A 25644-nucleotide genomic window follows, 5' to 3' on the forward strand; every position below is an offset into this window, starting at 1 on the left:
TTTCTTCAGCGCGCTTTGGCGCGCGCGGCGTGCAGTTTCTTGTAGCTGTCGAGCAGGCGCGCGTGGCGATCCAGGCCTTCCAGCTTCATGCTGGTTGGCGTCAGGCCGTAGAAGCGCACGCTGCCATCCACCGAACCACGCACCGCATCCATGCGCTCGTTGCCGAACATGCGGCGGAAATTGACGTCATATTCATCCAGCGTCATGTCGTCATCCAGCTCGACTTCCAGCACCGCGCTCAGCGCCTGGTAGAACAGGCCGCGGTCGACGGAGTTGTCGTTGTATTGCAGGAAGGCGCCCACCTGCTCCTGCGCTTCTTCAAACTGCTGCAAGGCCAGGTTGATCAGCAGCTTCAGTTCCAGCACGGTCAGCTGGCCCCAGACGGTGTTCTCGTCGAACTCGATGCCGATCAGCGTGGCGATGTCGCCGTACTCATCCAGCTCGTTGTTCTCCAGGCGTTCCAGCAGCGCTTCCAGCTGGTCGTCATCGAGGCGGTGCAGGTTCAGCACGTCCTCGCGGAACAGCAGCGACTTGTTGGTGTTATCCCAGATCAGGTCTTCCACCGGATAGACTTCCGAGTAGCCTGGCACCAGAATGCGGCAGGCGGTCGCGCCCAATTGATCGTAGACGGCAGTGTAGACTTCCTTGCCCATCTCTTCCAGGATGGCCAGCAGCGTCGCCGCTTCGTCGGCATTCGAGTTTTCGCCGTGACCGGAAAAATCCCACTCGACGAAATCGTAGTCGGCCTTGGCGCTGAAAAAGCGCCACGACACCACGCCGCTGGAATCGATGAAGTGCTCGACAAAGTTGTACGGCTCGGTGACGGCTTCGCTGGCGAAGGTCGGGCGCGGCAGGTCGTTCAAGCCTTCAAAGCTGCGGCCCTGCATCAGTTCGGTCAGGCTGCGCTCCAGCGCCACTTCCAGGCTAGGGTGCGCGCCAAACGAGGCGAACACGCCACCGGTGCGCGGATTCATCAGCGTCACGCACATCACCGGGTAGACGCCGCCCAGCGACGCATCTTTCACCAGCACCGGGAAGCCTTGTTCTTCCAGGCCCTTGATGCCGGCCACGATGCCTGGATATTTCGCCAGCACTTCATCCGGCACATCCGGCAAGGCGATCTCGCCTTCGAGGATTTCGCGCTTGACGGCGCGTTCGAAAATCTCCGACAGGCACTGCACCTGCGCTTCGGCCAGCGTATTACCGGCGCTCATGCCGTTGCTGGCGTACAGGTTCTCGATCAGGTTGGACGGGAAGTACACCGTCTCGCCGTCCGACTGGCGCACGAACGGCAGCGCGCAGATGCCGCGCTTGACGTTGCCGGAATTGGTGTCGAACAGGTGCGTGCCACGCAGCTCGCCGTCCGGATTGTAGATGGCCAGCGAATAGTCATCCAGCAGGTCGGCCGGCAGCTTGCCTTTCGGGCCAGGCTTGAACCAGCGCTCGTTTGGATAATGCACGAAGTCGGCGTTGGCGATGTCCTCGCCCCAGTAGGCGCCGGCATAGAAGTGGTTATTGCTGATGCGCTCAATGTACTCGCCCAGCGCCGAGGCCAGCGCGCTTTCCTTGGTCGCGCCCTTGCCGTTGGTGAAGCACATCGGCGAGTGCGCGTCGCGGATGTGCAGCGACCACACGTTCGGCACGATGTTGCGCCACGAGGCGATTTCGATCTTGATGCCGATATCAGCCAGCAGGCCGGACATATTGGCGATGGTCTGCTCCAGCGGCAGGTCTTTGCCGGCGATATAGGTGCTGGCCTCGGTGTCCGTGCTGACGGTCAGCAGCGCCTGTGCGTCAGCGTCCAGGCTGGCGACTTCCTCGATGATGAAGTCCGGCCCTTCCTGCACCACTTTCTTCACCGTGCAGCGGTCGATCGAGCGCAGGATGCCCTGACGGTCTTTGTCGGAAATATCCTCCGGCAATTCCACCTGGATCTTGAAAATCTGCTTGTAGCGGTTTTCCGGATCGACGATGTTGTTTTGCGACAGGCGGATATTCTCGGTCGGGATGTTGCGCGTATTGCAGTACAGCTTGACGAAATACGCCGCGCACAGCGCCGACGAGGCCAGGAAGTAATCGAAGGGGCCGGGTGCCGAACCATCGCCTTTGTAGCGGATCGGCTGGTCGGCGATCACCGTAAAATCATCGAATTTGGCTTCGAGACGCAGCTTGTCGAGAAAGTTGACCTTAATTTCCATGGGAAGAACCTGGGCGATGTTTAGTCGCTTAGTGCCTTATAAATCAAAGGGTTAGGATTCTAACATAATTCCCATGGCACTGTCGCCCATAGGCTCAGGCAGCTGCGCGTAGCGTCTTGGCGGCAGCGACCATATTGGTCAGCGCCGGCAGGACTTCAGCCCACTGGCGCGTTTTCAGGCCGCAATCCGGATTGACCCACAGGCGCCCTGCCGGCACGCGCTCGGCCGCCTTTTTCATCAGTTGCACAATATGCTCCTCGCTCGGAATGTTCGGCGAGTGAATGTCGTACACGCCGGGACCGATCTCGTTCGGATAGTTGAAGTTGTCGAAGGCGTCCAGCAATTCCATGTCCGAGCGCGAGGTTTCGATGGTGATGACGTCGGCGTCCATGTCGGCAATCGACGCAATGATGTCATTGAACTCCGAGTAGCACATATGGGTGTGGATCTGCGTCTGGTCCCCAACGCCGTTGGCCGTGATGCGGAACGACTCCACCGCCCAGTCGAGGTATTCCTGCCATTGCGACTGGCGCAGCGGCAGGCCTTCGCGCAGCGCCGCCTCGTCGATCTGGATCACACGCACGCCAGCCCGCTCCAGATCCAGCACTTCGGCGCGGATGGCCAGCGCCAGCTGCTTGCATGATACGGCGCGTGGCTGGTCGTCGCGCACGAAAGACCAGTTGAGGATGGTCACCGGGCCGGTCAGCATGCCCTTCATCGGCTTGCTGGTCAGTGACTGGGCGTAGCTGATCCACTCCACCGTCATCGCCTTCGGCCGGCTGATGTCGCCGAACAGGATGGGCGGCTTGACGCAACGCGAGCCGTAGGACTGCACCCAGCCGAACTGGCTGAAGGCGTAGCCGTCCAGCTGCTCACCGAAATACTCGACCATATCGTTACGCTCGGCTTCGCCATGCACCAGCACATCCAGCCCCAGTGCTTCCTGCTCGCGCACGCTGCGGGCGATCTCCGCCTGCATCGCGGCCTTGTAAGCTGCCGCGTCCAGCGCACCGGCCTTGAAAGCGCTGCGGGCATGGCGGATATCGGCGGTCTGCGGGAAGGAGCCGATGGTGGTGGTTGGATAGGCCGGCAATTTCAGCAACGCGGCCTGTTCGGCGGCGCGTTGGGCGTAAACGCTCTTGCGCTCGCCCAGGCGGGTATCGATTGCCGCGACAGCCTGCTGTACCGCTGGATTGTTCACGCGCGGCGAGGCGCGGCGGGCGGCCAATGCGGCGGCGTTATCTGCCAGTTCGGCCTTGACCGCATCGCGGCCATGACGCAAAGCCTTGGCCAGCACCTGCAACTCGTCCAGTTTTTGCAGCGCGAAGGCCAGCCAGGATTTGATTTCCGCATCCAGCTTCTGTTCGCTGTCGAGGTCGACCGGCACGTGCAGCAGCGAGCATGATGGCGCGATCCACAGTCGCTCGCCCAGCCGCTCCGCCAACGGTTCGAGCCAGTCCAGCACCTTGGCCAGATCGGTCTTCCAGATGTTGCGGCCGTTGATGACGCCCAGCGACAGCACCTTGTGATCCGGCAGCAGATTCAGCAGCGGGCGGATATCGTCGTGGCCGTTGATCGCGTCAATGTGCACGCCAGCTACCGGCAGGTTGGCCAGCAGATAAAGGTTCTCCTGCAACTGGCCGAAATAGGTCGCCACCAGGATCTTGACGCGGCAGGCTTTCAGCTGGTGATAGGCCAGATTGAAGGCATGCTGCCAGTCCTGATCCAGCTCGGTCACGAGAATAGGTTCGTCGATCTGCACCCACTCCACGCCCTGCTGCGCCAGCGTGTCCAGCAGCTGCGAATATGCGGACAGCAGCGATGGCAGCAGCGCCAGCTTGTCAGAATCATCCTTGGCTTTGCCGATCGCCAGGTAAGTGACAGGGCCGACCAGGACCGGCTTGGCTTTCACGCCTTGCGCCCTGGCCTCCGCCAGCTGTTCCAGCAAGCGCGACGCATCCAGCGTGAACCCGGTGCCGGCATGGAACTCCGGCACGATATAGTGGTAATTGGTGTCGAACCACTTGGTCATCTCGCCGGCCGCGACACCGCCGCAGCAGCCCGCATGCTCCACAACGGATTGCGCCGAACGGCCGCGCGCAACGCGGAAGTAATTGTCCAGCGGGTCGCCGTGAAAGCCGTGCACGCGCTGCGGCAGATTGCCCAGCGTGAAGCTCATGTCCAGCACCTGATCGTAGAACGAGAAGTCACCTACCGGCACCAGATCCAGGCCGGCCTGGTGGTTCCAGTGACGCTGGCGCAGTGCGGCGCCGGTGGCCTTCAGCGCGTCGCGCGAGGACTCGCCCTTCCAGTAGGATTCCTGGGCAAATTTCAATTCGCGCTTGGCGCCGATGCGGGGAAAGCCGAGGTTGTGAACGATGATCATGCGTAGCTCCAGTTAAAAATCAGTGATCGCATGGTAAAGACCGCAACCAATGAAGTAAAATGGTCTTTTCTCACACATCTATGAGTTTTATTCATCGATTATGCTGGAACGCATCCACCTCGCCACCTTGCTGGAAGTTGAAAAGCAAGGCTCGCTAACCGCCGCCGCCGAAGTTTTGCACGTCACGCAGTCCGCCCTCAGCCACAGCATGAAGAAGCTGGAACAGCAGCTGGGCACCGACTTGTGGCTGCGCGAAGGCCGTTCGCTGCGCCTGACGCAAGCCGGCCAATACCTGCACGCCGTCGCCCAGCGGCTTGTTCCACAGCTGAATCTGGCGGAAGAACGCCTGCGCCAGTTCGCGCAAGGCGAGCGCGGCTCGCTGCGGATTGGCATGGAATGCCATCCCTGCTATCAATGGCTGCTGAAGATCGTGTCGGGTTACCTGGCGGCGTGGCCACTGGTGGATGTGGATGTGAAGCAGAAATTCCAGTTCGGCGGCATCGGCGCGCTGTTTGGCTTTGAGATCGATCTGCTGGTGACACCCGACCCGCTGCTCAAGCCGGGCCTGCGTTTCGAGCCGGTGTTCGATTATGAACAGGTGCTGGTGGTGCACAAGGACCACCCATGGGCCGGGCAGGAAGAAGTACGGCCCGAACAATTGAATGAAGAAACGCTGATTACCTATCCGGTGCCGATCGAACGGCTGGACATCTACAATATGTTCCTGCTACCCGCCAACGTGGCGCCGCGCAAGCACAAGACCATCGAAACCACCGACATCATGTTGCAGATGGTGGCAAGCGGACGCGGCGTGACCGCCCTGCCGAAATGGCTGGTGACGGACTACGCGCCGCATCTGCAATTGCGTACCTTGCGCCTCGGACCGGCAGGCATACCGAAGCACATCTACCTTGGTGCGCGCGAAGCCGATTACGACACCGACTATCTGCAATCGTTTATCGCGATGGCACGCAAGGCAGAGAGCTATTCATCGTGACGATTACAGCGCGATATCCGGCACTTTCTTCACGGTGCCCGGCTTGTCGGTGGACAGCGCTGCTGGCACGAAACCTTCCAGGCTAGGCGATGCGATCGCCAGTTGCAGGGTCTCAGCGGTAGCCGCCCATTCCGTCGCCAGCAGCTGCGGATTCTCGTTGAGTTTCTTGCCGTAGGTCGGCACGATCTCGCGGATTTTGCTTTGCCACGCGGCGGTTTTAATCCGGTCAGGGAACACCTTCTCTAGCAGCGACAGCATGATGGCCGGCGAGGTCGAACCACCTGGCGACGCGCCCAGCAATGCCGACACCGAACGGTCCGCCGACACCACCACCTCAGTGCCCAGCTTCAGCACGCCGCCCTGATCGGGAACGTTCTTGATGATCTGCACACGCTGGCCAGCCTGCCACAGACGCCAGTCTTCGTCTTTCGCCTCAGGCATGTAGTGGCGCAGCGCCGCCATTTTCTCTTCCTTGGACAATTCCAGTTGCTGTGCCAGGTATTTGACCAGTGCGAACTCGTGCATGCCGACCTGAAGCTGCGGGATGATGTTCGACGGTGTAGTCGCCTTCGCCATATCGAAGTAGGAACCGTTCTTCAGGAATTTGCTGGACCAGGTGGCAAACGGGCCGAACAGCAGCACGGTTTTACCATCCAGCACGCGGGTATCCAGGTGCGGCACCGACATCGGTGGCGAACCGGTGTCGGCCAGGCCGTACACTTTCGCCAGGTGGCGCGAGGTGATTTGCGGATTCTCCGTCACCAGGAATTCGCCGCCTACCGGGAAGCCGCCATATTGCTTCGATTCAGGAATGCCCGACAGCTGCAGCAGCGGCAACGCCGCGCCGCCCGCACCGATGAAAATGTGGCGCGCATCCACCGTCTGAATCTTGTTTTTGTCCTTGATATCGAACGCCGATACGCGCCACGAACCATCGTCGTTGCGGGTGATCGAACGCACCTCATGCCCGGTGGTGACCTTGACGCCCACGCGTTCGTTCAGGTGCTTGTAGAACTGGCGGGTGATTGCGCCCAGGTTGACGTCGGTGCCCAGCGGCGAACGCGTGGCGGTGGCGATCTCGTCGGCCTTGCGGCCTTCCATCATGATCGGAATCCACTCCTTGATCTTGGCCGCATCGGTCGTCATTTCCATGCCGGCAAACAGCGGTGACGCCTTCAACGCCTCGACGCGCTTGCGTATGAATTCGCGATTCTCTTCGCCAAAGACCAGGTTCATGTGCGGCGTCGAATTGATGAATTCGCGTGGATTGCCCAGCACGCCCTTGCGCACCTGGTGCGACCAGAATTGACGCGAGATCTGGAAATTCTCGTTGATCTCGACCGCCTTGGAGATCTGCACCTTGCCCTTGTCGTCCATCGGCGTGTAGTTCAGTTCGCACAGCGCCGAGTGGCCGGTGCCGGCGTTGTTCCAGCCGTTGGAACTTTCTTCCGCGACTTTGTCCAGACGCTCGAACACCTCGAAGGTCCAGCCTGGCTCCAGCTCGGCCAGATACACACCCAGCGTTGCGCTCATGATGCCGCCACCGATCAGCAGCACGTCCACTTTGCGGTCGGCCTTGTCAGCGCGGAATTGGCCGCCGAAAAACGCCGAGTAACCGCCCCATACAGCTGCGGCGCCTACCGCTGCACCTATAAACTGGCGGCGGGAAAAGCGGCGTTTTGCGTCCGCTGTCGTAGTCTTATCGTTCACTTGGGTCATGGGAGTTCTCCTCTTAAGAAATTGAAACAATGGCTCCCGACCAGAAGCGATGTCGCATGGTCAACCATGAATGCCGTTCGAGTCTGGGAGCCTGGGCGGCGGCGGCCTTACCGGCCGCGCATGAGCGCGTGGGTGGTAGAAATGTTTAATGCGGGCATGCATCGGCATGCAATTGTCGTGGCATATATATTAGCCCACGGCAGATGGTTAGACCATTGTGGTTAACCGAAATTCCAGAAAATCCCGAAATAGTGAATACCTTCCAGCTTTGACTCCGTTAGCGCCACACCCTCCGCCGCCATGGCCCGGGTGACACCAGTTAAACGATTGCCGCGCTGAACGATTCGGGCCGCCGCGCAAGCAGCTGGGAGAGGCGTTGAATCCCAGCCCGCAAGCGTCCACGGTCCTTGATGCTTCCCAACGAGATGCGAATTGCATTCACCGAACCGCTGCCAGTCGCGAATGCCTCGGCCGGCGTGACAGCGATACCCTCGCTGTCGGCAGCCCGCGCGAGCTGAGACGAGTTCCAATACGCCGGCAACTCAAGCCATACATGCAAGCCGTCGCCAGCGCCGCTGTACCGCCCTGCCAGAATATCCCGCGCCATGCGGTGGCGCAGGCGTGCCTCGTTGCGCACGCCCTCCACCAGCCCGCCAGCCGAACCGTCGAAGATCCACTGCGTGGCCAGCGCAGCTGTCAACGGAGCGACCATCAGCGCAAATGATCTCAGTGCGACCAGGAAGCGTTCGCGTTCGTGTGGGTCGCGTATCAGCACAAAGGCCACCCGCAAGCCGGGCGTCAGGCATTTCGACAGGGTTGAGATGTAGTACACCTGCTCCGGGGCAAACGTGGCGACAGGCGGCGGCGGGGCATCGGCAAGCAGCCAGTAGGGATCGTCTTCGACGATGCGGACATTGCAGCGCTGCGCGATGCTGGCGAGTTCCTTGCGCCGGCGTGCCGGCATGGTAACGGCGGTCGGGTTCTGCAAGGTCGGATTCAGGTAGACCAGCCCAGGCTTGTGCTGGCGGCAAGCTTGCTCCAGCAATTCAGGCACCATCCCGTGCTGGTCCGCCTCCACGGCAATAATGCGCCGGCCGAACTGGGTCGCAGCGGTACGCAGGCCGGGATAACTCATGGGCTCTGCCAGGATAATGTCGCCGGGCTCCGTCAGCGCAAGGATCAATGCGGCGATCGCCGCTTGGGCGCCCGGGCAGACCAGCACCTGTCGCGCATCCAGCTGGCCAAACATCGGTTCCAGCCATTTGGCGCCAGCCTTGCGGTCGGAGTCGCTGCCTCCGGCCAGGTGGTAGGTCATCAGCAATTCATTATCGGCCCGCATCAGCACTTGAGACAGGCCTTGCTTTAACATATCGTCGAAGTCCACGCCATCCGGTGGCGGCGGCGTATTCATGCTCAGGTCGAGGATCGAGGTCAACTCGACTTTCGGCGCCGCGACATACGTGCCACGCGCGCCGCGTCCCTCCAGCAGGTTGCGGCGCCTGGCTTCGTCGTAGGCGCGTGTGATCGTCGTCAGGTCGACCTTCAGCTCTGCCGCCAACTGGCGCTGCGGCGGCAGACGGTCGCCCGCTTTCAGTGATCCGTCTACCACTGCCGCCTGCAACGCATCGGCAATCTGCAAAAAACGTGGCCCGCCGTGTGCGACCAGGCGCGGCAACCAGATTGGCAAATGATCATCTTGTATGGTTTCAAACTGGGACATTTTGTCTCAATGTATGGAAATTGCTTTAAGGTAGTATGCATCAGAATCTGCACCCAGCAACACCCTTTAGTATCAAGGAAACTCAAAATGATTGATTGGATACCCGTCATCTTCGTTATGTTCAAGTTTCTCGTGCTTGGCACGGGCATGTTCTATGCCGTCAAGTGGCATTACGACCAAGGAAAAAAGGGGAAGAAGGAAGAGGCGCGCGCAGTGCTCCGCGCGGCTGGCAAGATTGCTGCGCTCTTTGTGCTTACGCTGCTGGGCCTGGGCGTCGTCACCTTCATCGTTATCAAGATGCTTGGCATGGACTTGACCTTTCCATAATGGAGGCGGCAGCTGGTTTCACCGCTCGCCGCCGCAGTGATCATACGCAAAAAGGGCAGCTTCACCATTTAAGCGACGCCGGCTGCGCTTACTAGCCGGAGCGCAAGTCGCGCAGGGGAATCGCTGGCCAACCACTCTCATGCATCCCGCGTCCGATGTAACCCGCTTGTTCGGGTTTGGCGACACCGGCGGCAGCGATACAATGACCTTCGCGCTGGCTCGTGAACTGGGGGTGAAGCTGCTGGCCGGCACGCCACTGGGCCGCTTCGGCGAACCTGAAGATATCGCACCGGTCGCCGTCTTCCTGGCATCCGACGATGCGCACTGGGTAACTGGCGAATCGTTGCGTGCAGCCGGCGGCGTTCGTGACGTTGGCTACTGATCGCGCGACGCGGGACGTCTCCGCGACGCCATGCATGGTGGGGACGAGCACCTCTACGTCCACCACCACATCTCGCCGGCGCGCACTGGCGTTGTTGACTATCCTGGCAGCTCAGTTCATGTTTGCTATGGACTTGCTAATCGTGCTGGATATTGCGCGTTGACGGCACGCTTGACTCCGTCGCGCTCGCCTACGGTTTTATCAGCGCGGCCGAACATGGATGGAAATCTGTAGCAACGCGCTTATTGGTTGTGGTCGCAGTGCCACTGTTCCTGGCATTCCTGCGTATTCAGCGGATTCACCCGCAGCCGCTGCTCGCTATCCACCCCGCAGCTCCTGCGTGGCTTTCAGCAGATCCCTCGAAGGCGGCAGCCCGAACAGTCGAGCATATTCCCGGCTGAACTGGTTCGGACTTTCGTAGCCGACGCTGAATGCAATCGACGTCGCGCTGCCTTGGCCGGCGATCAGTTGTGACCGTGCGTGTAACAAACGGATGCGCTTCTGATATTGCAGCGGGCTCAACGCTGTCACTGCTTTGAAATGACGGTGAAACGCTGAGACGCTTAATGCCGCCATCTCGGCTAATACGTCCACCCTGATTTGTTCGGTGAAGTTATGCCGTATCCAATTGATCGCGACACCGATGCGAGCGAGCGCCGTGTCCGGCGATGCAATGTCTCGCAGCATCCACCCGAGCGGCCCCTGAAGCACGCGGAATAATATTTCTCGTTCATACGCAGGGGCAAGCACCGCAATCTCATCGGACCGATCCATCAGGCGTAGCATGCGAATCCAGGCGTCAAGAAGCTCGCCAGTCACCGGCGCAACAGAGAATCCCGATGCGAAAAGCGTGCTGCAGACCGCCGTCGGCAAGTCGCGGATGAGCGCCGCGACGATCACCGGGTCGAGCGTCATGCTGACGGCAAGATAAGGCTCGCCCGTGGCCGAAGGATGCACTGAGCCGATGGCCGGAAGATCGACAGACATGACGAAGTAGGTGGCCGGATCGTAGCGAAGGGTACGGTCGCCGACCGTCATCGTCTTGGAACCTGTGAGGATCAGGTTGACCATTGGTGCGTAGACGGCCGTTAGCAGATGCTCAGGAATTTCACCCTGGACCATCGCGATCCGTGGTATGCCGGTTTCGGTGCGTTTGTTCTCGGCGCGGGCGGCTAGCGCCCTGAGTTCCTGCATCTGTTGTTCCATCGTGCCACTTTAACATATGCCTTTCTGCTCAAACAATGTGAAAGCAGAAATAGGCAAGTTTGGAGGACGATCGGGTGGGCGCGCCGGCGTCCACACACCTACCATTACTCTCACCAGACAGACATACAGGAGAGTCGTAATGAAGATTGTCATCGTGACCGGAAGCAGTCGCGGCCTTGGTGCCAGCACAGCACTGGAATGCGCCAGGCGCGGAATGGGCGTAATCGTTACCTATCACCGGAATCCAGGGAAGGCAGACGAAGTCGTGAAGGCCATCTCGGCGAGCGGTGGGAAGGCGGTAGCCTTGCAGCTTGACGTTGGCAACAGCCGATCGTTTCGCGAATTCCGCACAGCGGTATCTGCACAGCTCCATGCCCTGTGGGGTAGGGAGACGTTCGACTTCCTTGTCAACAACGCCGGCTACGGGCTTTATGCGCCGATCTCCGAGGTAAGCGAGGAGCAGTTCGATGGTCTGTTCAACGTCCACCTCAAGGGGCCGTTTTTCCTGACGCAGACGCTCCTGCCGATCATCGAAGCAGGCGGCCACGTCGTCAACGTTACCAGCGCAACCAGCCGTGTTGCCACTGCGGGCGTGGCGCCTTACGCCGCCTTCAAGGGCGGCTTGCAGGTTCTCACACGCTACATGGCCAAGGAGTTCGGCGAGCGCAGAATCAGAGCGAATTCGATCGCTCCGGGCGCCATCCGCACAGAGCTTGGCGGTGGATTAAACGAGGAATTCGAGACGATGCTTGCGGATCAGACGGCGCTGGGCAGGGTCGGTGAGCCGGCAGATGTCGGCGGCGTCATCGCCGCCTTGCTGTCCGAAGAGAACCGCTGGATCAACGCCCAGAACATCGAAGTGGCGGGCGGCTACATTATCTGAATAGAGGAGAAGGCATCATGCTCGACCACGTTTTCCTATCCGTCAGCGATATCGATCGCTCGATTAGCTTCTATGAAAAGGCACTCGCACCGCTGGGGATCGCCCATGTGCTCGACTACGACGGCAGGCAAGGCCCTGCCGGCCACCCGGATCTCAAGGGGTTCGGCGCGAACGGCCGCGTGTTCTTCTGGCTGCGTGAAGGCACGGTGGAAGGCCGCGCCGCACATGTGGGGTTCATCGCGGACAACAAGCGCGCGGTCGATACAGCTTTCGCGGCGGCAATGGCTGCAGGCGCCGCCGCAATTCATCCGCCCGGACCGCAGCTTCACTACGACCCGCGCTATTACGCGGCCCAGGTTCGCGACCCGGACGGCTACAGCCTGGAATTCGTCTACAAGGAATGGCAACACTGATATGAAAAAACTGATGATTTACGGTGCGACAGGCTACACCGGTCGCATGGCGGCGCAACGCGCCTCGGCAGCCGGCACGCCGCTTATCCTCGCGGGACGCAATGAGGCGGCGCTCGTATCGCTTGCCGCAAGTCTTGATGTCGAATATCGGGTCTTCCCGCTTGATGACGTTGCTGTGATTGACCGATCGCTGCACGGCGTCGATGCCCTCCTCAACTGCGCGGGGCCATTCATCAGGACCGCCGAGGTCCTGATGAGAGCCGGCATTCGCAATGGCGTGCATTATCTCGACGTTGCCGCAGAACTTGACGGCTATCGCCTGGCCGAAGTGCTTGACGTCGAGGCCAGGGCTGCAGGCGTGATGCTTCTGCCCGGCAGCGGAGGCAGCGTTGCGATGCTTGGTTGCCTTGCAGGACACACCGTTGCGAGAACGAACAACCCCTTAAGCATCAGGGTGGCAATACATGTCTCGGGTGGACTGTCGCGGGGCTCGGCCGTCAGCGCCATGGCAAGCGTCACCGCAGAAACCTTGGCGCGCGCCGACGGCACGCTCGTTGCCCGAACTGCCGGGACGAGCCGGAAGCTTGACTTTGGCAGGGGGGCCGTCGACTGCTTTCAGGTGACGCTTCCCGATCTCATCACGATCTGGCGCGCGACAAACGTTCCTGATATCGAGGCGTTCGTACACCTGACAGGTAGCGGATTTCCACAAGGTGATTTCTCGGCGCTTCCAGATGGACCGAGTGAGCAGGAACGGTCGGTCAATCGGTATCAGGCCGTTGCCGAGGTCACCAGTTTCGACGGCGATGTCGTGCGGTCGGTACTCGATACGGTCAATGGTTACACGTTCACGGCGACTGCCGCTGCAGAGGCAGGCCGACGAGTTCTCGCCGGCGAGGTTCGTCCAGGTTTCCAAACCCCTGCGATGTTGTTCGGGAATGGCTTTGCCGAGACAATCGCTGACACCACCATTGTCGATGTCTGAGTAGCGACCATGGAGAAGCTCGTTGATACATTCATACAAACCGTTAATGCCTTCGACGTCGAAGGCGCGTTGCTCCTCTTTAAGTCCGATGCAGTCATCGAAGACATTTCGGTTGGGGACGCCTTCGTCGGCACCGATGGGATTCGCCTCTATCTCAAGCAGTTCTTCGTAGGCTATAAAACCGCGAGCAAGCTTCTGTCGCTCAAGCAGCTAGACGATTTTGCAGCAATCGCTCGCGTCGATTTCACTGGCGACTTTGGCCACGAGGTCGGGTCTCTGTGGATCAAGATTAGCGCTGACGGTCTTATTGAACACATCGAGGCAGATCTGGAAACGAGAACAGAACACACTAAATTGCGCTTGCAAGAGCGCTAATACCGGGGATGGCTTCACCTTGCAAGCCTCCGGAACACCAAGGAAACACTTATGAACACGTCACCATCTCTGACCAACGCGGCCGCAGACAAACTTGCAGTCATCGATGCCCTTTATCGCTTTGCTGCTGGCATCGATCTCCGCGACAAAAGTCTGCTGTCGTCCGCTCTTGCAGAAAACGCCGTATCGGACTTTCGCCCGGCTGCGGCCAAAGCCGGGTTTGAATATCCGGTCATTGAGGGCAAGGATAACATCGTTGCTGCACTTACAAGCTCCCTCGCGAAACTGGATACTACGCACTCTGTGACGAACCCGCGTGTCACTATCGACGGCGACACGGCACGTTTGGATGCCCTTGTAGAAGCCCAGCATGTCTCACAAGACGATCATACTCGCAACTATCTAATGAAGAACCGTTACGATGTCGAGCTTGCAAGGAAGGGGGATGGCTGGGTTATCACGCGTAACACGGTCGACAACGTTTGGCGTACAGGCGATATTTCGGCTCTTTCTGCGATATAGAGATTTACTGCCAGCAGTCAGCTGCGGATTCAATCGGCGGTTGTGACTACCTGTTTGCTCAACGCTGCAAGGCATGAGGCGGCGCACCTTCTCTTCCGGCATCAATGAAAAAGGGCAGCACCCGGCCCTGGCCAGCGCATACAGTTCGGCGCGTTGCCGCAGCGTATTCACCCATTTCTCGGCTTCGACAGGCGCTGCAGCGCCTCGTACAAGGTCAGATTCTCCAAGTTCGCCATTTCCGCTAGTTTGTACGCGCCGCCGCGAGCGCGCGCGGCGATCAAGCGCTCCGCCGCCGGCAGCGTCAACGCAGGGCGGCGTTACCTGCTTTGTCGTCGCCTATCAGGCCGGCATGGCCGCGTGGCTGCGGCCGCACGGGTGCCACCCTGGCCTGGCGCAGGCCGTCGGCAAAGCCCCCCCCAGCACAGCAAGGCCAGCACCATGCATAAACGTTGCGTCATGTCCGTTCTCCCTCCCGGGCCGGTCTGCAATAAGAAGCGACCGCACTCTATGTGGCTGCGGGGTTCAGGGACGAATGCGCGGCACTGAAAAGGAAGCCTCCCAACCGCGTAGCGACAGGCAAAGACGACCTCAAAAAATTGCAAAGCGTTCAGGTTTGGATATGTATTAAAGTATAGAGTCGCCCAACAACGCCCAAAGAAACATCCATCCATGCAAGAACAACTCAATGACATCCTGAAGCATTTGCAGCGGCTGCGACCATTCAAGTCGGAACCTGTCGAAACACGCTTTACCACGTGGATGGAAAACCAAACCAGCCGGCTGCGCTGGCTATGCATCTTCGCTTTCCTGTTGCTATGCCTGATCGCAGCGGTTGTCCAGCTAGGAAATTTGCGCGCCCCGGCGCTCGGCGAAGTTGCGATGTACATCGGCATTGCGCAGTATCTTGGCGGCAGACCTTCATCGGGTTGTTGATCTGCTGCCAAGTCTAGCGTGGCAGGGGAGCTTGGTGGAACTGTCGGGAAAACACGCGCGTCTCGCGGACGCTCAGCGGCTGCCTGACTCAGCCTGCGGCAGTTGAAACGGTGGCGCTGTGGCTGCTTGTTCCTTTTTTAGCCTTTCCACGGCGTACATCTGTGAATACATCATCCATTGCTCAAGCTGGAAAAAATAGGCAGCGCCACGGCCACCCACTCTTGCGGTTTGTACCGCGTCGATCGCGGCAACGGGATGTACGGGATTGCGGGCCATAGTGGCTCCTTGATTTGACTACCGATTAGTAGGTAGATGTTATATCTAAAAAAAACGCACGACAGTCAGGCTACGCGCGCACCGAAATACCTTCCAGATACGAGTCGACAATCATGCCGAAGATTGTTGCATCCCCATGGGCGCGTGCCGACAGCATCGCGCCGTGCACCGTCGCCATCAGCGCCTCGGCTTCCAATGCTGGCGCATGACGCAATGCGACCACGCCTTGGTGCTGGCCGCCAGCCAGGACCGATGTCAGCCACTGCGACAGGAGGCGGAAATACGCACGTACTTCCAGCGCCACCGCTTCCGGCAGAATCGGTAATTCGCTGGCCAGCAAAGCGCAGATGCAGAATGGCGCACTGCCGTCGGCGATGCATGTCTTCCAGTATCCGACGTATGCCCGCAGTTGATCCATCGGCGCGGGATTGATATGTTCCAGATTGCGCATCCCATTCTGCGCGTCTGCTCGATAGCGAACGAGCAGCATTTGCACCAGGTCCACTTTGCTTGGGAAATGGTGGTGAATGCTGGCCTTTCGGATGCCAACCACCTCCGAGATGTCGGCATAGCTAAAACCGTTGTACCCTCCGCTGACAATCAGGTTGCGGGTGCAGTTGAAGATGTGTTCGACGGTGCTGGAGGGTTTGTTCATGGCCTAAGCCTACCTTCTAGAAGGTTCGGCGTCAATCGCGATTTAAACCATCAATAGATATCGCAAACAAAAAAACCCGCTTAAGTGCGGGTTTTAGTGTTGTGGCGGAAACGGTGGGATTCGAACCCACGATACAGGTTTTGCCCGTATGCTTCCTTAGCAGGGAAGTGCCTTCGGCCACTCGGCCACGTTTCCAAGTCGATTGCTCAACTATCTCCCACGAGTGGAATGGGTAGACCGGCAATATGGTAAGGGGTGAAATACGTTTGGTCAAGGTGAAATCCAGCTCTTCGTCCCGGTGGCGGGAACCTGCAGCAGCAGACCATACCCATCGGTGTAGTACGCTCAGCGCGCTGAGCCGGTTGATGGCTGGCATACCTCCCTCCACAATGCCGCTTGGTGGCCATTCTAGCGCCGCTGGCGGGCATTGATCTTGATGCAAAGCGGTATCGTGCAGGGGCGACGGACGAAAAACCGGCACCAGGCGCCCAAGCGCGTCCGTGGAGTCCGCCCCGCCTACCCGCCCAAAGGGGGTGGGTTAGGCTGGACAACGGCAGACGTCGCTGGACAATGCAAAGGCGCATTTCCCCTATGAGAAGGCCGAAATGAAAAAACCCGCCGAAGCGGGTTTTAGGTGTTATGGCGGAGACGGTGGGATTCGAACCCACGATACAGGTATAAGCCGTATGCATCCTTAGCAGGGATGTGCCTTCGGCCACTCGGCCACGTCTCCTAGTCGATTGCTCAACTATGTCTGCCGCGAAGCAGACGACCGCCATAGTATAGACCGTGACCCGTTTGGTCAAGGCAACTCGGCGGTTTTTTGGAAAAAATTTAAGCCTTTTCCAGTTCGAACGCCTTGTGCAGCGCGCGCACGGCCAGTTCCATGTATTTCTCGTCGATCAGCACCGAAATCTTGATTTCCGAGGTCGAGATCATCTTGATGTTGATGCCCTCTTCCGACAGCGTGCGGAACATCTTCGACGCTACACCGACGTGCGAACGCATGCCGACGCCGACCACCGAGATTTTCGATACCTTGGCGTCACCTTCGATGCTGGCCGCGCCCAGCTGGTCTTTCGAGCCGTTCAGCACGTCCAGCGCGCGCTGGAAATCGTTGCGCGGCACGGTGAAGGTGAAGTCGGTTTTGCCGTCGACCGACTGGTTCTGGATGATCATGTCGACTTCGATGTTGGCGTCCGCCACCGGGCCCAGGATGTGGTAGGCCACGCCCGGACGGTCCGGCACGCCCAGCACGGTGATTTTGGCTTCATCGCGGTTAAAGGCGATACCGGAGATGACTGCTTGTTCCATGTTTTTATCTTCCTCAAACGAAATCAGGGTGCCCGAGTTGGCCTCCACTTCCAGGTCCAGCATCGGGTCGGTCAGCGACGACAGCACGCGGGTCGGCACGCGGTAGTTACCGGCGAATTCGACCGAGCGGGTCTGCAGCACTTTGGAACCCAGCGACGCCAGTTCCAGCATTTCTTCAAACGTGATCGCCTTCAGGCGACGCGCTTCCGACACCACGCGCGGGTCGGTGGTGTAGACGCCGTCAACGTCGGTGAAGATCAGGCATTCGTCGGCCTTCATCGCGGCGGCAATCGCCACGGCGGAAGTGTCCGAACCGCCACGACCCAGCGTCGAGATGTTGCCGCCCTCGTCCACGCCCTGGAAGCCGGTGATGATGACAATCTTGCCGTCGTCGAGGTCACGGTTGACTTTTTCGTCGTCGATCGACTGGATGCGGGCTTTGGTGAATGCGGAATCGGTTTTAATCGCGACTTGCCAGCCGGCGTAGGACACGGCTTTCTTGCCGATCGCCAGCAGCGCCATCGACAGCAGGCCCACCGAGACCTGTTCGCCGGTCGAGGCGATCATGTCCAGCTCGCGTGGGTCCGGCTGCTGTTGAATTTCCTTGGCCAGGGCGATCAGGCGGTTGGTCTCGCCCGACATGGCCGACGGTACCACCACAATCCGGTGTCCGGCGTCATGCCACTTGGCGACACGCCGCGCGACGTTCTTGATACGGTCCGTCGAACCCATCGACGTACCGCCGTATTTGTGCACGATTAAAGCCATAACAGTGAGTTTTCCGCTCAAATAAAGGTAAATGGAACCCTTAACTCTACATGTCGCAGTGCAAAATAACAAGTCACAAAGCTCATAAACTCATACCGAATAGGCATATCTACATACAAAATTTGGCAGAAAGCCGTTCAATGTCTATACAGCTTGCCAGCGCAGCCTGATTCGGCCGCTGCCATTGCTGACGTGATGACAATCCATGCCGATGCCGGCGGCGAACAGCAACTGGCCGGGACGCTTCACCACTGGCAGCCGGCCGCGCTCCCACGCCGGGATATTCAGCGCCTGATAATGGTATTTGACAGGACGTGTCGAACGGTTCGGCGCCAGCTTGAGCTTTTCGCCGCCACGGCGGAATTCGATCAACAGGTTCTGCGTGCGCAGCCAGTCGGGATCGAAGCCCTGCTCGGCTGGCTCGAAATGCAACACGCCGCCGTAGGCCGGGAAAGCCAGCGCGGCTTCGCCGTTCCAGCGGAAATCGGTGCCGGGCTTGTCGTCGAACTGGTCTTCGCGCATGCCGTCAAGGTCGTCCAGCTTGGGCGTCAGATGCAGCCGGTCGCGGTAGCGGCGCACGTGGCAGTCAGGGTGTGTGACCAGCAATTGGGCGTCGTGTTTGGCTTCCAGCAGTTGCGTCAGCATTTCGGCCAGCCACGCGGTGCTGGGCATGCTGACGCCGCGCGTGGCGAACCAGTGGCGCAGCAGGTTGTAGGCGCGGTCCTGGCTCAGCGCGCGCAGCTTGCTGATGTCGAGATAGTCGCCATCGCGTGTCGCGGCCAGATCCTGCTCGGCCAGTTCAGCCAGCAGACGCGTGGCTGATTGCGCATGGTGTGCGCTGCGGGCGAAGCGCTCCTGGAAGCCGGGAAAGTGCTGTTCCAGCGCCGGCATGACGGTGTGGCGCAGCGCGTTGCGGGCGTAGCGCGGATCGTCGTTGGATTCGTCGTGGATGTGGCGGATATTGTGCTCGGCGGCGTAGGCTTCAAGCTGCTTGCGCGAGGCTTGCAGCAGCGGCCGGGCCATGACGAGATTTTCATTTTGCAGCAGGCCGGCGGCGGTGTTGGCGGCGTCCATGCCGGACAGGCCGGCCGGGCCGGAGCCGCGCAGCAGTTGCAGCAGCACGGTTTCAGCCTGATCGTCCTGGTGATGGGCGGTCAGCAGCAATTGCACATGGTGTTCCTGGCACAGCGCACCGAGGGCAGCATAGCGGGCTTTGCGGGCGGCCGCTTCGGTACCGGTTTTCTTTTGCTCTTGCAGCTGGATGCGGCGGGCTTCGAACGAGATGTTCAAGTCGGCGCATTGTTGTTCGCAGTGGGCCAGCCAGGCGTCGGCGTTGGGGCTGAGGCCGTGGTGGATGTGGAAGGCGCACAGCGTCAGGTCGTGGCGTTGCGCGTAGGCGTGGGCCAGGTGCAGCAGGGCCGAGGAGTCCAGGCCGCCGCTCAGGGCAATGGCGATACGGGGCTGGGCGCCCTCGCCTGCGGCAGCGCGGACGGCTTGTTCAAAGGTGGACGTGAGGGTGGGCTTCTGCTGCTTCAATGTTTGCTCCAAATGCAAACCGGGGGCACAAGCCCCCGGTTGGTGTGACGTCGCGCGGAAAATTATTCCTGCGGCGTGGTTTCTTTGAACTTGCCGTAGCTCATCAGCTTCTCGTGACGGGATTCCAGCAGGTCTTTGGTCTTCATGCCGTGGAACTGGCGCAGCGAGTCGGCCAGTGCACGTTTCAGCATGGTGGCCATCTGTTTCGGATCGCGGTGCGCGCCACCAAGCGGTTCGGTGATGATCTTGTCGATCAGGCCGATGGCTTTCAGGCGGTGTGCCGTCAGGCCCAGCGCTTCCGCCGCATCGGCGGCGCGCTCCGAGGTCTTCCACAGAATCGACGCACAGCCTTCCGGCGAGATCACCGAGTAGGTCGCGTATTGCAGCATCAGCACCTGGTCGGCCACGGCAATCGCCAGCGCGCCGCCGGAGCCGCCTTCGCCGATGATGGTGGCGATCAGCGGCACTTTCAGTTCCGCCATCACGTACAGGTTGTGGCCGATCGCTTCCGACTGGCCGCGCTCTTCCGCGTCGATGCCAGGGAAGGCGCCCGGCGTGTCAACAAAGGTAAACACCGGGATGCCGAATTTTTCGGCCAGCTTCATCAGGCGCATCGCCTTGCGATAGCCTTCCGGCTTCGGCATGCCGAAGTTGCGCATCGCGCGCTCTTTGGTGTCGCGACCCTTCTGGTGGCCGATGACCATGCATGCCTGGCCATTGAAACGCGCCAGACCGCCGACGATCGACTGGTCGTCCGCATAGGTGCGGTCGCCGTGCAGTTCGTGGAAGTCGGTGAAGATTTCGTTCACATAGTCCATCGTGTAGGGACGTTGTGGGTGACGCGCGATCTGCGAGACCTGCCATGGCGTCAGCTTGGCGTAGATATCCTTGGTCAGTTGCTGGCTTTTTTTGGCCAGACGGTCGATCTCCTCAGAGATGTCGACTGCGGAATCGTCCTGGACGAAGCGCAATTCTTCGATCTTGCCGTCGAGTTCAGCAATCGGTTGCTCAAAATTGAGGAAAGTCGTTTTGGTCATTGTACCTCCGTGTTTATTCTCAACTGTGGGGCTGGCGTACACACGCAAAAAGCCCTCGCACAGCGATTAGAGTATCTATTCTACAGCAACCGGGTCCAGGCTACGCCATAAATACCAGGTCGCTACCGTTCGGTAAGGTTCCCAGTTGGCGGAAACCTCGCGCGCATCGCTGCGCGAAACCGGTTCACCGGAGAAATAATTCTGGCTGATGCCCTGGATTAAACCGGGGTCATCCAGCGGCAAAACATTGGGACGCAGCAGATTAAATATCAGAAACATCTCCGCTGTCCAGCGGCCGATGCCGCGGATCTGCGTCAGCTCGGCGATCACCGCCTCGTCGTCCATCTGATCCCACTGGGCCGTGTGGACGCGCTTGTTCTTGAAGTGATCGGCCAGATCAAGGATGTATTCGGTCTTGCGCTTGGACAGGCCGCAGGCGGCCAGCTGCTCGGCACCGGCCTTGATGATCTGCGCCGGCGTGCATTTCGGGCTGATGCCCAGCAGTTTTTTCCAGGCGGCATCCGCCACCTTGGCGGTCACCTGCTGGCCGACGATGGAACGCGCCAAGGTGGTGAACGGATCATGATGGCCGCGCAGATGCAGGTCGCCAAACTGGGGGATGAGCTTGTTCATGATGCGGTCCCGCTTCATCAGCTCAAGCTTGGCTTCCTCCCAGTATGACGGCACGCCACCGTCCTCGTTATCCTTGGCGGTGACCATATTATGCGCGGCGCCAGTTGGTGGTGCCGTCAGGCTTGTCTTCGAGGATGATGCCCTGGGCCAGCAGCTCGGCGCGGATCTTGTCGGATTCAGCGAAATTGCGGGCTTTCTTGGCTTCCGCGCGCTGCACGATGGCCGCTTCGATGGCGGCATCGTCGCCGCCAGCGCCGCCCACCGCCGCCTGGCGGAACTGCTGCGGCGTGCGCTGCAACAGGCCGATCACGCCAGCCAGTTCCTTCAGCTGACGCGCCAGCAGCGGCGACTTCGACTTGTTCAGCTCAGTCACCAGGTCGAACAGCGCGGCCACCGCCAGCGGCGTGTTGAAGTCGTCGTTCATCGCTTCGGCGAAGCGGGCGGCATGTTCTTCGTTCCAGTCGAGCGGCTGGCCGTCGCCTTCGACGCCGTCCAGCGCGGTGTACAAACGGGTCAGCGCGCCACGGGCGTCGTCCAGGTGGGCGTCCGAGTAGTTCAGCGGGCTGCGGTAGTGGGCGCGCAGGATGAAGAAGCGGATCACCTCGGCGTCATACTTCTTCAGCACGTCGCGGATGGTGAAGAAGTTGCCCAGCGATTTGGACATTTTCTCGTTATCCACGCGCACAAAGCCGTTATGCACCCAGTAGTTGACCATCTGGTGGCCGAACGCGCCTTCCGACTGCGCGATTTCGTTCTCGTGGTGCGGGAATTGCAGGTCGGCGCCGCCGCCGTGGATGTCGAAATATTCGCCCAGCAGCGCCGAGCACATGGCCGAGCACTCGATGTGCCAGCCCGGACGTCCCTTGCCCCACTTGGAATCCCACTTTACTTCTTCCGGCTCGGATTCCTTGGAGGCTTTCCACAGCACGAAGTCAAGCGGATCGCGCTTGCCGGTGTTGACGTCGACGCGCTCGCCGGCGCGCAGGTCGTCCAGCGACTTGCCCGACAGGCGGCCGTATTGCGGGAAGTTGCGCACCGCGTAGTTGACGTCGCCGTCCTCGCTCTTGTAGGCCAGATCCTTGGCTTCCAGCTGTTCGATCAGCGCCAGCATCTGCGGCACGTATTGCGTGGCGCGCGGCACCAGCGTTGGCGGCAGGATGCCGAGCGCGCTGGTGTCTTCGTCCATGTACTGCGTGAAACGGGTGGTCAGCTGGGTGATGGTCTCGCCATTTTCCACCGCGCGCTTGATGATCTTGTCGTCGATATCGGTGATGTTGCGGGCGTAGGTCACCTCGTAGCCGGAGGCCATCAGCCAGCGGTACATGACATCGAAGGCCATCATCATACGGGCGTGGCCGATGTGACAGTAATCGTAGATGGTCATGCCGCAGACATACATGCGGACTTTGCCCGGCTCGATCGGTACGAAGGTCTGCTTGTCACGCGCCAGCGTGTTGTAAATCTTTAAATTGCTCATCGGACTCTTGCGTTTTGCTGGAGGCCACAGGCAATGCGACGGCCGGCGCACTTGTAAAACCGCGCGCACCATGATCATCGTGTGCCTGGGGGAACCTCGGGAATGTTCTTGTTTCTACCTTCTAAGGGGTAGAATGGGACAAGTATAGCATTGATAAAAACAGCATAGGCCTCATCCGTAACGGGATTTTGCCTATCTAACAACCAGAGGAAGCCCGATGCACCAAAAACTGATGACCGCCCTCGCCGGCCTGGCCCTGTCCGGCGCGGTATTCGCAGCGCCCGCCCCCCAGGTCGAGCTGAAAACCACGATGGGCGATATCGTCCTGGAACTGGACCGCGACAAGGCGCCTAAATCAGTCGACAACTTCCTCGCCTACGTCAAATCAGGCTTCTACAAGAACACCATTTTCCACCGCGTGATTGACGGCTTCATGATCCAGGGTGGCGGCTATGACGAGAAACTCAAGGGCAAACCGACCAACAAGCCGGTTCCGCTGGAGTCGAACAACGGCCTGACCAATGTGAAATACTCGCTGGCCATGGCGCGCATGGGCGAGCCGAATTCGGCCACCTCGCAGTGGTTTATCAATGTCGAGGACAATCCGGGGCTGGACGCGCCGGGCCCGGATGGCACCGGCGGCTATGCAGTGTTTGGCAAAGTCATCAAGGGCCAGGAGACGGTCGACAAGATCAAGGCGGTGCTGGTGGACGACAAGGGCATGTTCCAGAACCTCCCGGTCATCCCGGTCACCGTGAAGTCCGCGACGATACTTAAGACACCAATCCAGCCAAAACAGTAAAATAGCGGCCTTGCCGTTTTCATTTAATCATTCAGGATACCAAAATGACCAAAGTAATCATCAAGACCAACCTGGGCTCCATGACCGCCGAACTGGACGCGGAAAAAGCGCCCAAGACCGTTGCCAACTTCCTGGCTTACCTGGAAGCCGGCCACTACAACAACACCATCTTCCACCGCGTGATCGACGGTTTCATGATCCAGGGCGGCGGTTTCGAGCCAGGCATGAAGCAAAAGCCAGCCGACAACACCGTGGAAAACGAAGCCAAGAACGGCCTGAAGAACGACACCTACACGTTGGCTATGGCCCGCACCTCGGCGCCACACTCGGCTTCGGCACAGTTCTTCATCAACGTGAAGAACAACGCCTTCCTGGACTACCCAGGCCAGGACGGCTGGGGCTATGCCGTGTTCGGCAAAGTGGTTGAAGGCACCGAAGTCGTCGACGCCATCGGCAAAGTAAAAACCACCCGCAGCGGCATGTTTGCCGACGTGCCAGCGGAAGACGTGGTTATCGAAAGCATCGAACTGGCAGCCTGAGCGATGTCTGAAGTCTGCGCGCTGTTCATTTCCGATCTGCATTTGCAGCCTGCGCATCCCGCCACCACGGCAGCGTTTTTCGACTTCCTGGAGCGGCATGCGCGGCACGCGCAGCAACTGTACCTGCTCGGCGACCTGTTCGAGTACTGGGCCGGCGATGATGACATCGCCGATCCATTTCACGAGCAGATCGTGACCGCCCTGCGCGCCCTGAGCGACGCCGGCGTCACGCTCTACTGGATCGCCGGCAACCGCGATTTCCTGGTCGGTGCCCGCTTTGCGGAAGCCGCCAACCTGACTTTACTACCCGAGACCTGGGTGGCCGACATCGCCGGCCAGAAGGTGGTGGTGCTGCACGGCGACGCCCAGTGCACCCAAGACACCAAATACATGGAATTCCGCGCCATGGTGCGACAGCCGGCCTGGCAGCATCAATTCACCGCCATGCCGCTGGCGCAGCGCAAGGCCATCATCGCCGGCCTGCGCGCCGACAGCCGCAAGGAACAAGGCGGCAAATCCTACGAGATCATGGATGTGACGCCGGAGGCGGTTGAAGAGGTGTTTGCGCAAACCGGCACCCAGGTGATGATCCACGGCCACACGCACCGCCCCGCGCTGCACCGCATCGGCGACAAGCTGCGCTATGTGCTGCCGGACTGGGAACCGGACGCCACGCCGCCACGCGGCGGCTGGATCGCCATCGACAGCGATGGCGTCATCACCCGCCACGAGCTCGGCGGCGCGATCATCAACGCTTAAGCGACGACATCGCCGTATTCAGGCGGCGGATCAGCGGCTGGTTCAGCTCGCGTGTATGGCTGGCCCAGCGGTCCATGGTGCGCTGCAGTTCCGCGTACAGCTGATTAGCCTTGTCGCTATCGCCCACGCCGGCCGCCCAGATGGCAAACTCAGCCTGCACGGCAAAGCTGTTGTGGCGGCTCAGCACCTCCTCAAACGCGGCGCGCGCCTCATCCTGGCGACCGGCCGCCGCCAGCGCCTGTGCCAGCAATAACAACACCTGCTCCGAGCGGAATCTCTCGTCCTTGCCGCGTATCGTCTGCAAATGCGCCACCGCTGCTGCCGCCCGTCCGCAAGCCAGCGCCGCCTGCGCCGCCCCGAAGCGGATTTCCAGGTCACCTGAGAACGGCCCTTGCAGGCAGGCTTCGTAGGTGTTGGCCGCTTCCTCGGCGTCGCCAGCCGCCAGCAAGGCGCTGGCCAAGCGCATCTGGTTCTGCGCGGTTGGCGTGAACTCGTAGGCCTGGCGCGCTTCGCGCAGCTCACGGCCCGGATCGAGCGACTTGGCGGCTGCCTTCACCACCTTGCGCGCGCCGTGATCCAGCTTGGAGTTCGGCAGATAAATCGCGAAGAAATACACGGCGCTACCCAGCGCTGGAAACATAAACAGAATCACTACCCAGTACAGCTGCTGCCCGCTGCGGATCGCATGCACGGCAAAGAAAATCGCTATCAGGATGTGAGCAATACCTAAAATTGCCATCATTTACCTCATTAATGAAACATGGCAACTATTGTAAGATGTCTGGCTTAAGATTGCATTCAT

At 60.0% G+C, this 25644-nt stretch carries 24 protein-coding genes, 2 tRNA genes and 1 pseudogene; 12 read left to right on the plus strand and 15 right to left on the minus strand.

The features are described 5' to 3' along the window. Window positions 1–5: 5 nt before the first annotated feature. A complete protein-coding gene (locus BLS51_RS15250; protein ID WP_090184234.1) occupies window positions 6–2198 on the minus strand; it encodes an OsmC domain/YcaO domain-containing protein in 2193 nt (730 codons plus the stop codon). 94 nt (window positions 2199–2292) lie between these two features. Next, window positions 2293–4584, minus strand: coding sequence for a 5-methyltetrahydropteroyltriglutamate--homocysteine S-methyltransferase (metE, locus tag BLS51_RS15255; RefSeq protein ID WP_090184231.1), 2292 nt, complete (start codon window positions 4582–4584; stop codon window positions 2293–2295). A gap of 100 nt (window positions 4585–4684) precedes the next feature. On the opposite strand from metE, the gene BLS51_RS15260 reads away from it, so the two are divergent. After that, window positions 4685–5581, plus strand: coding sequence for a LysR family transcriptional regulator (locus BLS51_RS15260; protein ID WP_090184227.1), 897 nt, complete (start codon window positions 4685–4687; stop codon window positions 5579–5581). A gap of 3 nt (window positions 5582–5584) precedes the next feature. On the opposite strand, the gene mqo is transcribed toward BLS51_RS15260, so the two are convergent. Further along, window positions 5585–7300 carry a malate dehydrogenase (quinone) gene (gene mqo / locus BLS51_RS15265; RefSeq protein ID WP_090184224.1) on the minus strand — a complete coding sequence of 572 codons (1716 nt, stop codon included), beginning with the start codon at window positions 7298–7300 and terminating at the stop codon, window positions 5585–5587. 319 nt (window positions 7301–7619) lie between these two features. After that, a complete protein-coding gene (locus BLS51_RS15270) occupies window positions 7620–9020 on the minus strand; it encodes an aminotransferase-like domain-containing protein (protein ID WP_175472589.1) in 1401 nt (466 codons plus the stop codon). An 87-nt stretch (window positions 9021–9107) separates the two neighbouring features. Here BLS51_RS15270 and BLS51_RS15275 point away from each other — a divergent pair, with 87 nt between their 5' ends. Further along, window positions 9108–9347: a hypothetical protein gene (locus tag BLS51_RS15275; protein ID WP_090184221.1), complete on the plus strand. Its 240-nt coding sequence runs from the start codon at window positions 9108–9110 to the stop codon at window positions 9345–9347. Window positions 9348–9534: 187 nt separating this feature from the next. Next, a pseudogene (locus BLS51_RS15280) lies at window positions 9535–9729 on the plus strand (SDR family oxidoreductase); the annotation flags it as partial. A 318-nt stretch (window positions 9730–10047) separates the two neighbouring features. On the opposite strand, the gene BLS51_RS15285 reads toward BLS51_RS15280, so the two are convergent. Continuing rightward, window positions 10048–10935, minus strand: a complete 888-nt coding sequence (locus tag BLS51_RS15285) for an AraC family transcriptional regulator (RefSeq protein WP_090184216.1) — start codon at window positions 10933–10935, stop codon at window positions 10048–10050. A gap of 139 nt (window positions 10936–11074) precedes the next feature. On the opposite strand from BLS51_RS15285, the gene BLS51_RS15290 reads away from it, so the two are divergent. The 6 genes from BLS51_RS15290 to BLS51_RS15315 all read left to right on the plus strand — a co-directional run bounded on the left by BLS51_RS15290 (window position 11075) and on the right by BLS51_RS15315 (window position 15046). Continuing rightward, window positions 11075–11818: an SDR family NAD(P)-dependent oxidoreductase gene (locus BLS51_RS15290; protein WP_090184213.1), complete on the plus strand. Its 744-nt coding sequence runs from the start codon at window positions 11075–11077 to the stop codon at window positions 11816–11818. A gap of 17 nt (window positions 11819–11835) precedes the next feature. After that, window positions 11836–12231, plus strand: coding sequence for a VOC family protein (locus BLS51_RS15295; protein WP_090184210.1), 396 nt, complete (start codon window positions 11836–11838; stop codon window positions 12229–12231). 1 nt (window position 12232) lies between these two features. Further along, window positions 12233–13216 carry a saccharopine dehydrogenase NADP-binding domain-containing protein gene (locus tag BLS51_RS15300; protein ID WP_090184208.1) on the plus strand — a complete coding sequence of 328 codons (984 nt, stop codon included), beginning with the start codon at window positions 12233–12235 and terminating at the stop codon, window positions 13214–13216. 9 nt (window positions 13217–13225) lie between these two features. Further along, window positions 13226–13591 carry a hypothetical protein gene (locus BLS51_RS15305; RefSeq protein ID WP_090184205.1) on the plus strand — a complete coding sequence of 122 codons (366 nt, stop codon included), beginning with the start codon at window positions 13226–13228 and terminating at the stop codon, window positions 13589–13591. 51 nt (window positions 13592–13642) lie between these two features. Beyond that, window positions 13643–14113, plus strand: a complete 471-nt coding sequence (locus BLS51_RS15310; protein WP_090184202.1) for a nuclear transport factor 2 family protein — start codon at window positions 13643–13645, stop codon at window positions 14111–14113. A 669-nt stretch (window positions 14114–14782) separates the two neighbouring features. Then, window positions 14783–15046 (plus strand): hypothetical protein, encoded by a 264-nt coding sequence (locus BLS51_RS15315; RefSeq protein ID WP_090184198.1) that lies wholly within the window; start codon window positions 14783–14785, stop codon window positions 15044–15046. A gap of 72 nt (window positions 15047–15118) precedes the next feature. Here the strand turns inward: BLS51_RS15315 and BLS51_RS15320 are convergent, their stop codons facing one another. The 9 genes from BLS51_RS15320 to cysS all read right to left on the minus strand — a co-directional run bounded on the left by BLS51_RS15320 (window position 15119) and on the right by cysS (window position 22742). Continuing rightward, window positions 15119–15322 (minus strand): hypothetical protein, encoded by a 204-nt coding sequence (locus BLS51_RS15320; protein WP_090184195.1) that lies wholly within the window; start codon window positions 15320–15322, stop codon window positions 15119–15121. Window positions 15323–15392: 70 nt separating this feature from the next. Next, the gene (locus BLS51_RS15325) at window positions 15393–15977 is read right to left on the minus strand and encodes a TetR/AcrR family transcriptional regulator (RefSeq protein ID WP_090184192.1); all 585 of its coding nucleotides are present in this window, start codon (window positions 15975–15977) and stop codon (window positions 15393–15395) included. Window positions 15978–16079: 102 nt separating this feature from the next. Beyond that, window positions 16080–16172: transfer RNA gene (locus BLS51_RS15330), tRNA-Ser, on the minus strand. Between the two features lie 445 nt (window positions 16173–16617). After that, window positions 16618–16710: transfer RNA gene (locus BLS51_RS15335), tRNA-Ser, on the minus strand. 101 nt (window positions 16711–16811) lie between these two features. Continuing rightward, the gene (locus BLS51_RS15340; RefSeq protein ID WP_090184189.1) at window positions 16812–18059 is read right to left on the minus strand and encodes an aspartate kinase; all 1248 of its coding nucleotides are present in this window, start codon (window positions 18057–18059) and stop codon (window positions 16812–16814) included. Window positions 18060–18203: 144 nt separating this feature from the next. After that, entirely contained in the window at window positions 18204–19595 is a 1392-nt protein-coding gene (gene tilS / locus BLS51_RS15345; RefSeq protein WP_090184186.1) for a tRNA lysidine(34) synthetase TilS, read from the minus strand. Window positions 19596–19657: 62 nt separating this feature from the next. Continuing rightward, window positions 19658–20632 (minus strand): acetyl-CoA carboxylase carboxyltransferase subunit alpha, encoded by a 975-nt coding sequence (locus BLS51_RS15350; protein WP_090184183.1) that lies wholly within the window; start codon window positions 20630–20632, stop codon window positions 19658–19660. Between the two features lie 75 nt (window positions 20633–20707). Beyond that, window positions 20708–21352, minus strand: coding sequence for a DNA-3-methyladenine glycosylase family protein (locus BLS51_RS15355; protein WP_090184180.1), 645 nt, complete (start codon window positions 21350–21352; stop codon window positions 20708–20710). A 1-nt stretch (window position 21353) separates the two neighbouring features. Beyond that, window positions 21354–22742, minus strand: a complete 1389-nt coding sequence (cysS, locus tag BLS51_RS15360) for a cysteine--tRNA ligase (protein ID WP_090184176.1) — start codon at window positions 22740–22742, stop codon at window positions 21354–21356. Window positions 22743–22959: 217 nt separating this feature from the next. Here cysS and BLS51_RS15365 point away from each other — a divergent pair, with 217 nt between their 5' ends. The 3 genes from BLS51_RS15365 to BLS51_RS15375 are packed head-to-tail and all read left to right on the plus strand — an operon-like array spanning window position 22960 to window position 24842. Next, window positions 22960–23544 carry a peptidylprolyl isomerase gene (locus BLS51_RS15365; RefSeq protein ID WP_090184171.1) on the plus strand — a complete coding sequence of 195 codons (585 nt, stop codon included), beginning with the start codon at window positions 22960–22962 and terminating at the stop codon, window positions 23542–23544. 44 nt (window positions 23545–23588) lie between these two features. Further along, window positions 23589–24083: a peptidylprolyl isomerase gene (locus BLS51_RS15370; protein ID WP_090184167.1), complete on the plus strand. Its 495-nt coding sequence runs from the start codon at window positions 23589–23591 to the stop codon at window positions 24081–24083. 3 nt (window positions 24084–24086) lie between these two features. Beyond that, window positions 24087–24842 (plus strand): UDP-2,3-diacylglucosamine diphosphatase, encoded by a 756-nt coding sequence (locus tag BLS51_RS15375; protein ID WP_090184164.1) that lies wholly within the window; start codon window positions 24087–24089, stop codon window positions 24840–24842. Here the strand turns inward: BLS51_RS15375 and BLS51_RS15380 are convergent. Beyond that, window positions 24832–25584, minus strand: coding sequence for a tetratricopeptide repeat protein (locus BLS51_RS15380; RefSeq protein ID WP_229207589.1), 753 nt, complete (start codon window positions 25582–25584; stop codon window positions 24832–24834). The genes BLS51_RS15375 and BLS51_RS15380 overlap by 11 nt on opposite strands. Window positions 25585–25644: the final 60 nt, after the last annotated feature.

The organism is Duganella sp. OV510 (genome assembly GCF_900100205.1).
Classification (GTDB): Bacteria; Pseudomonadota; Gammaproteobacteria; order Burkholderiales; family Burkholderiaceae_D; genus Rugamonas.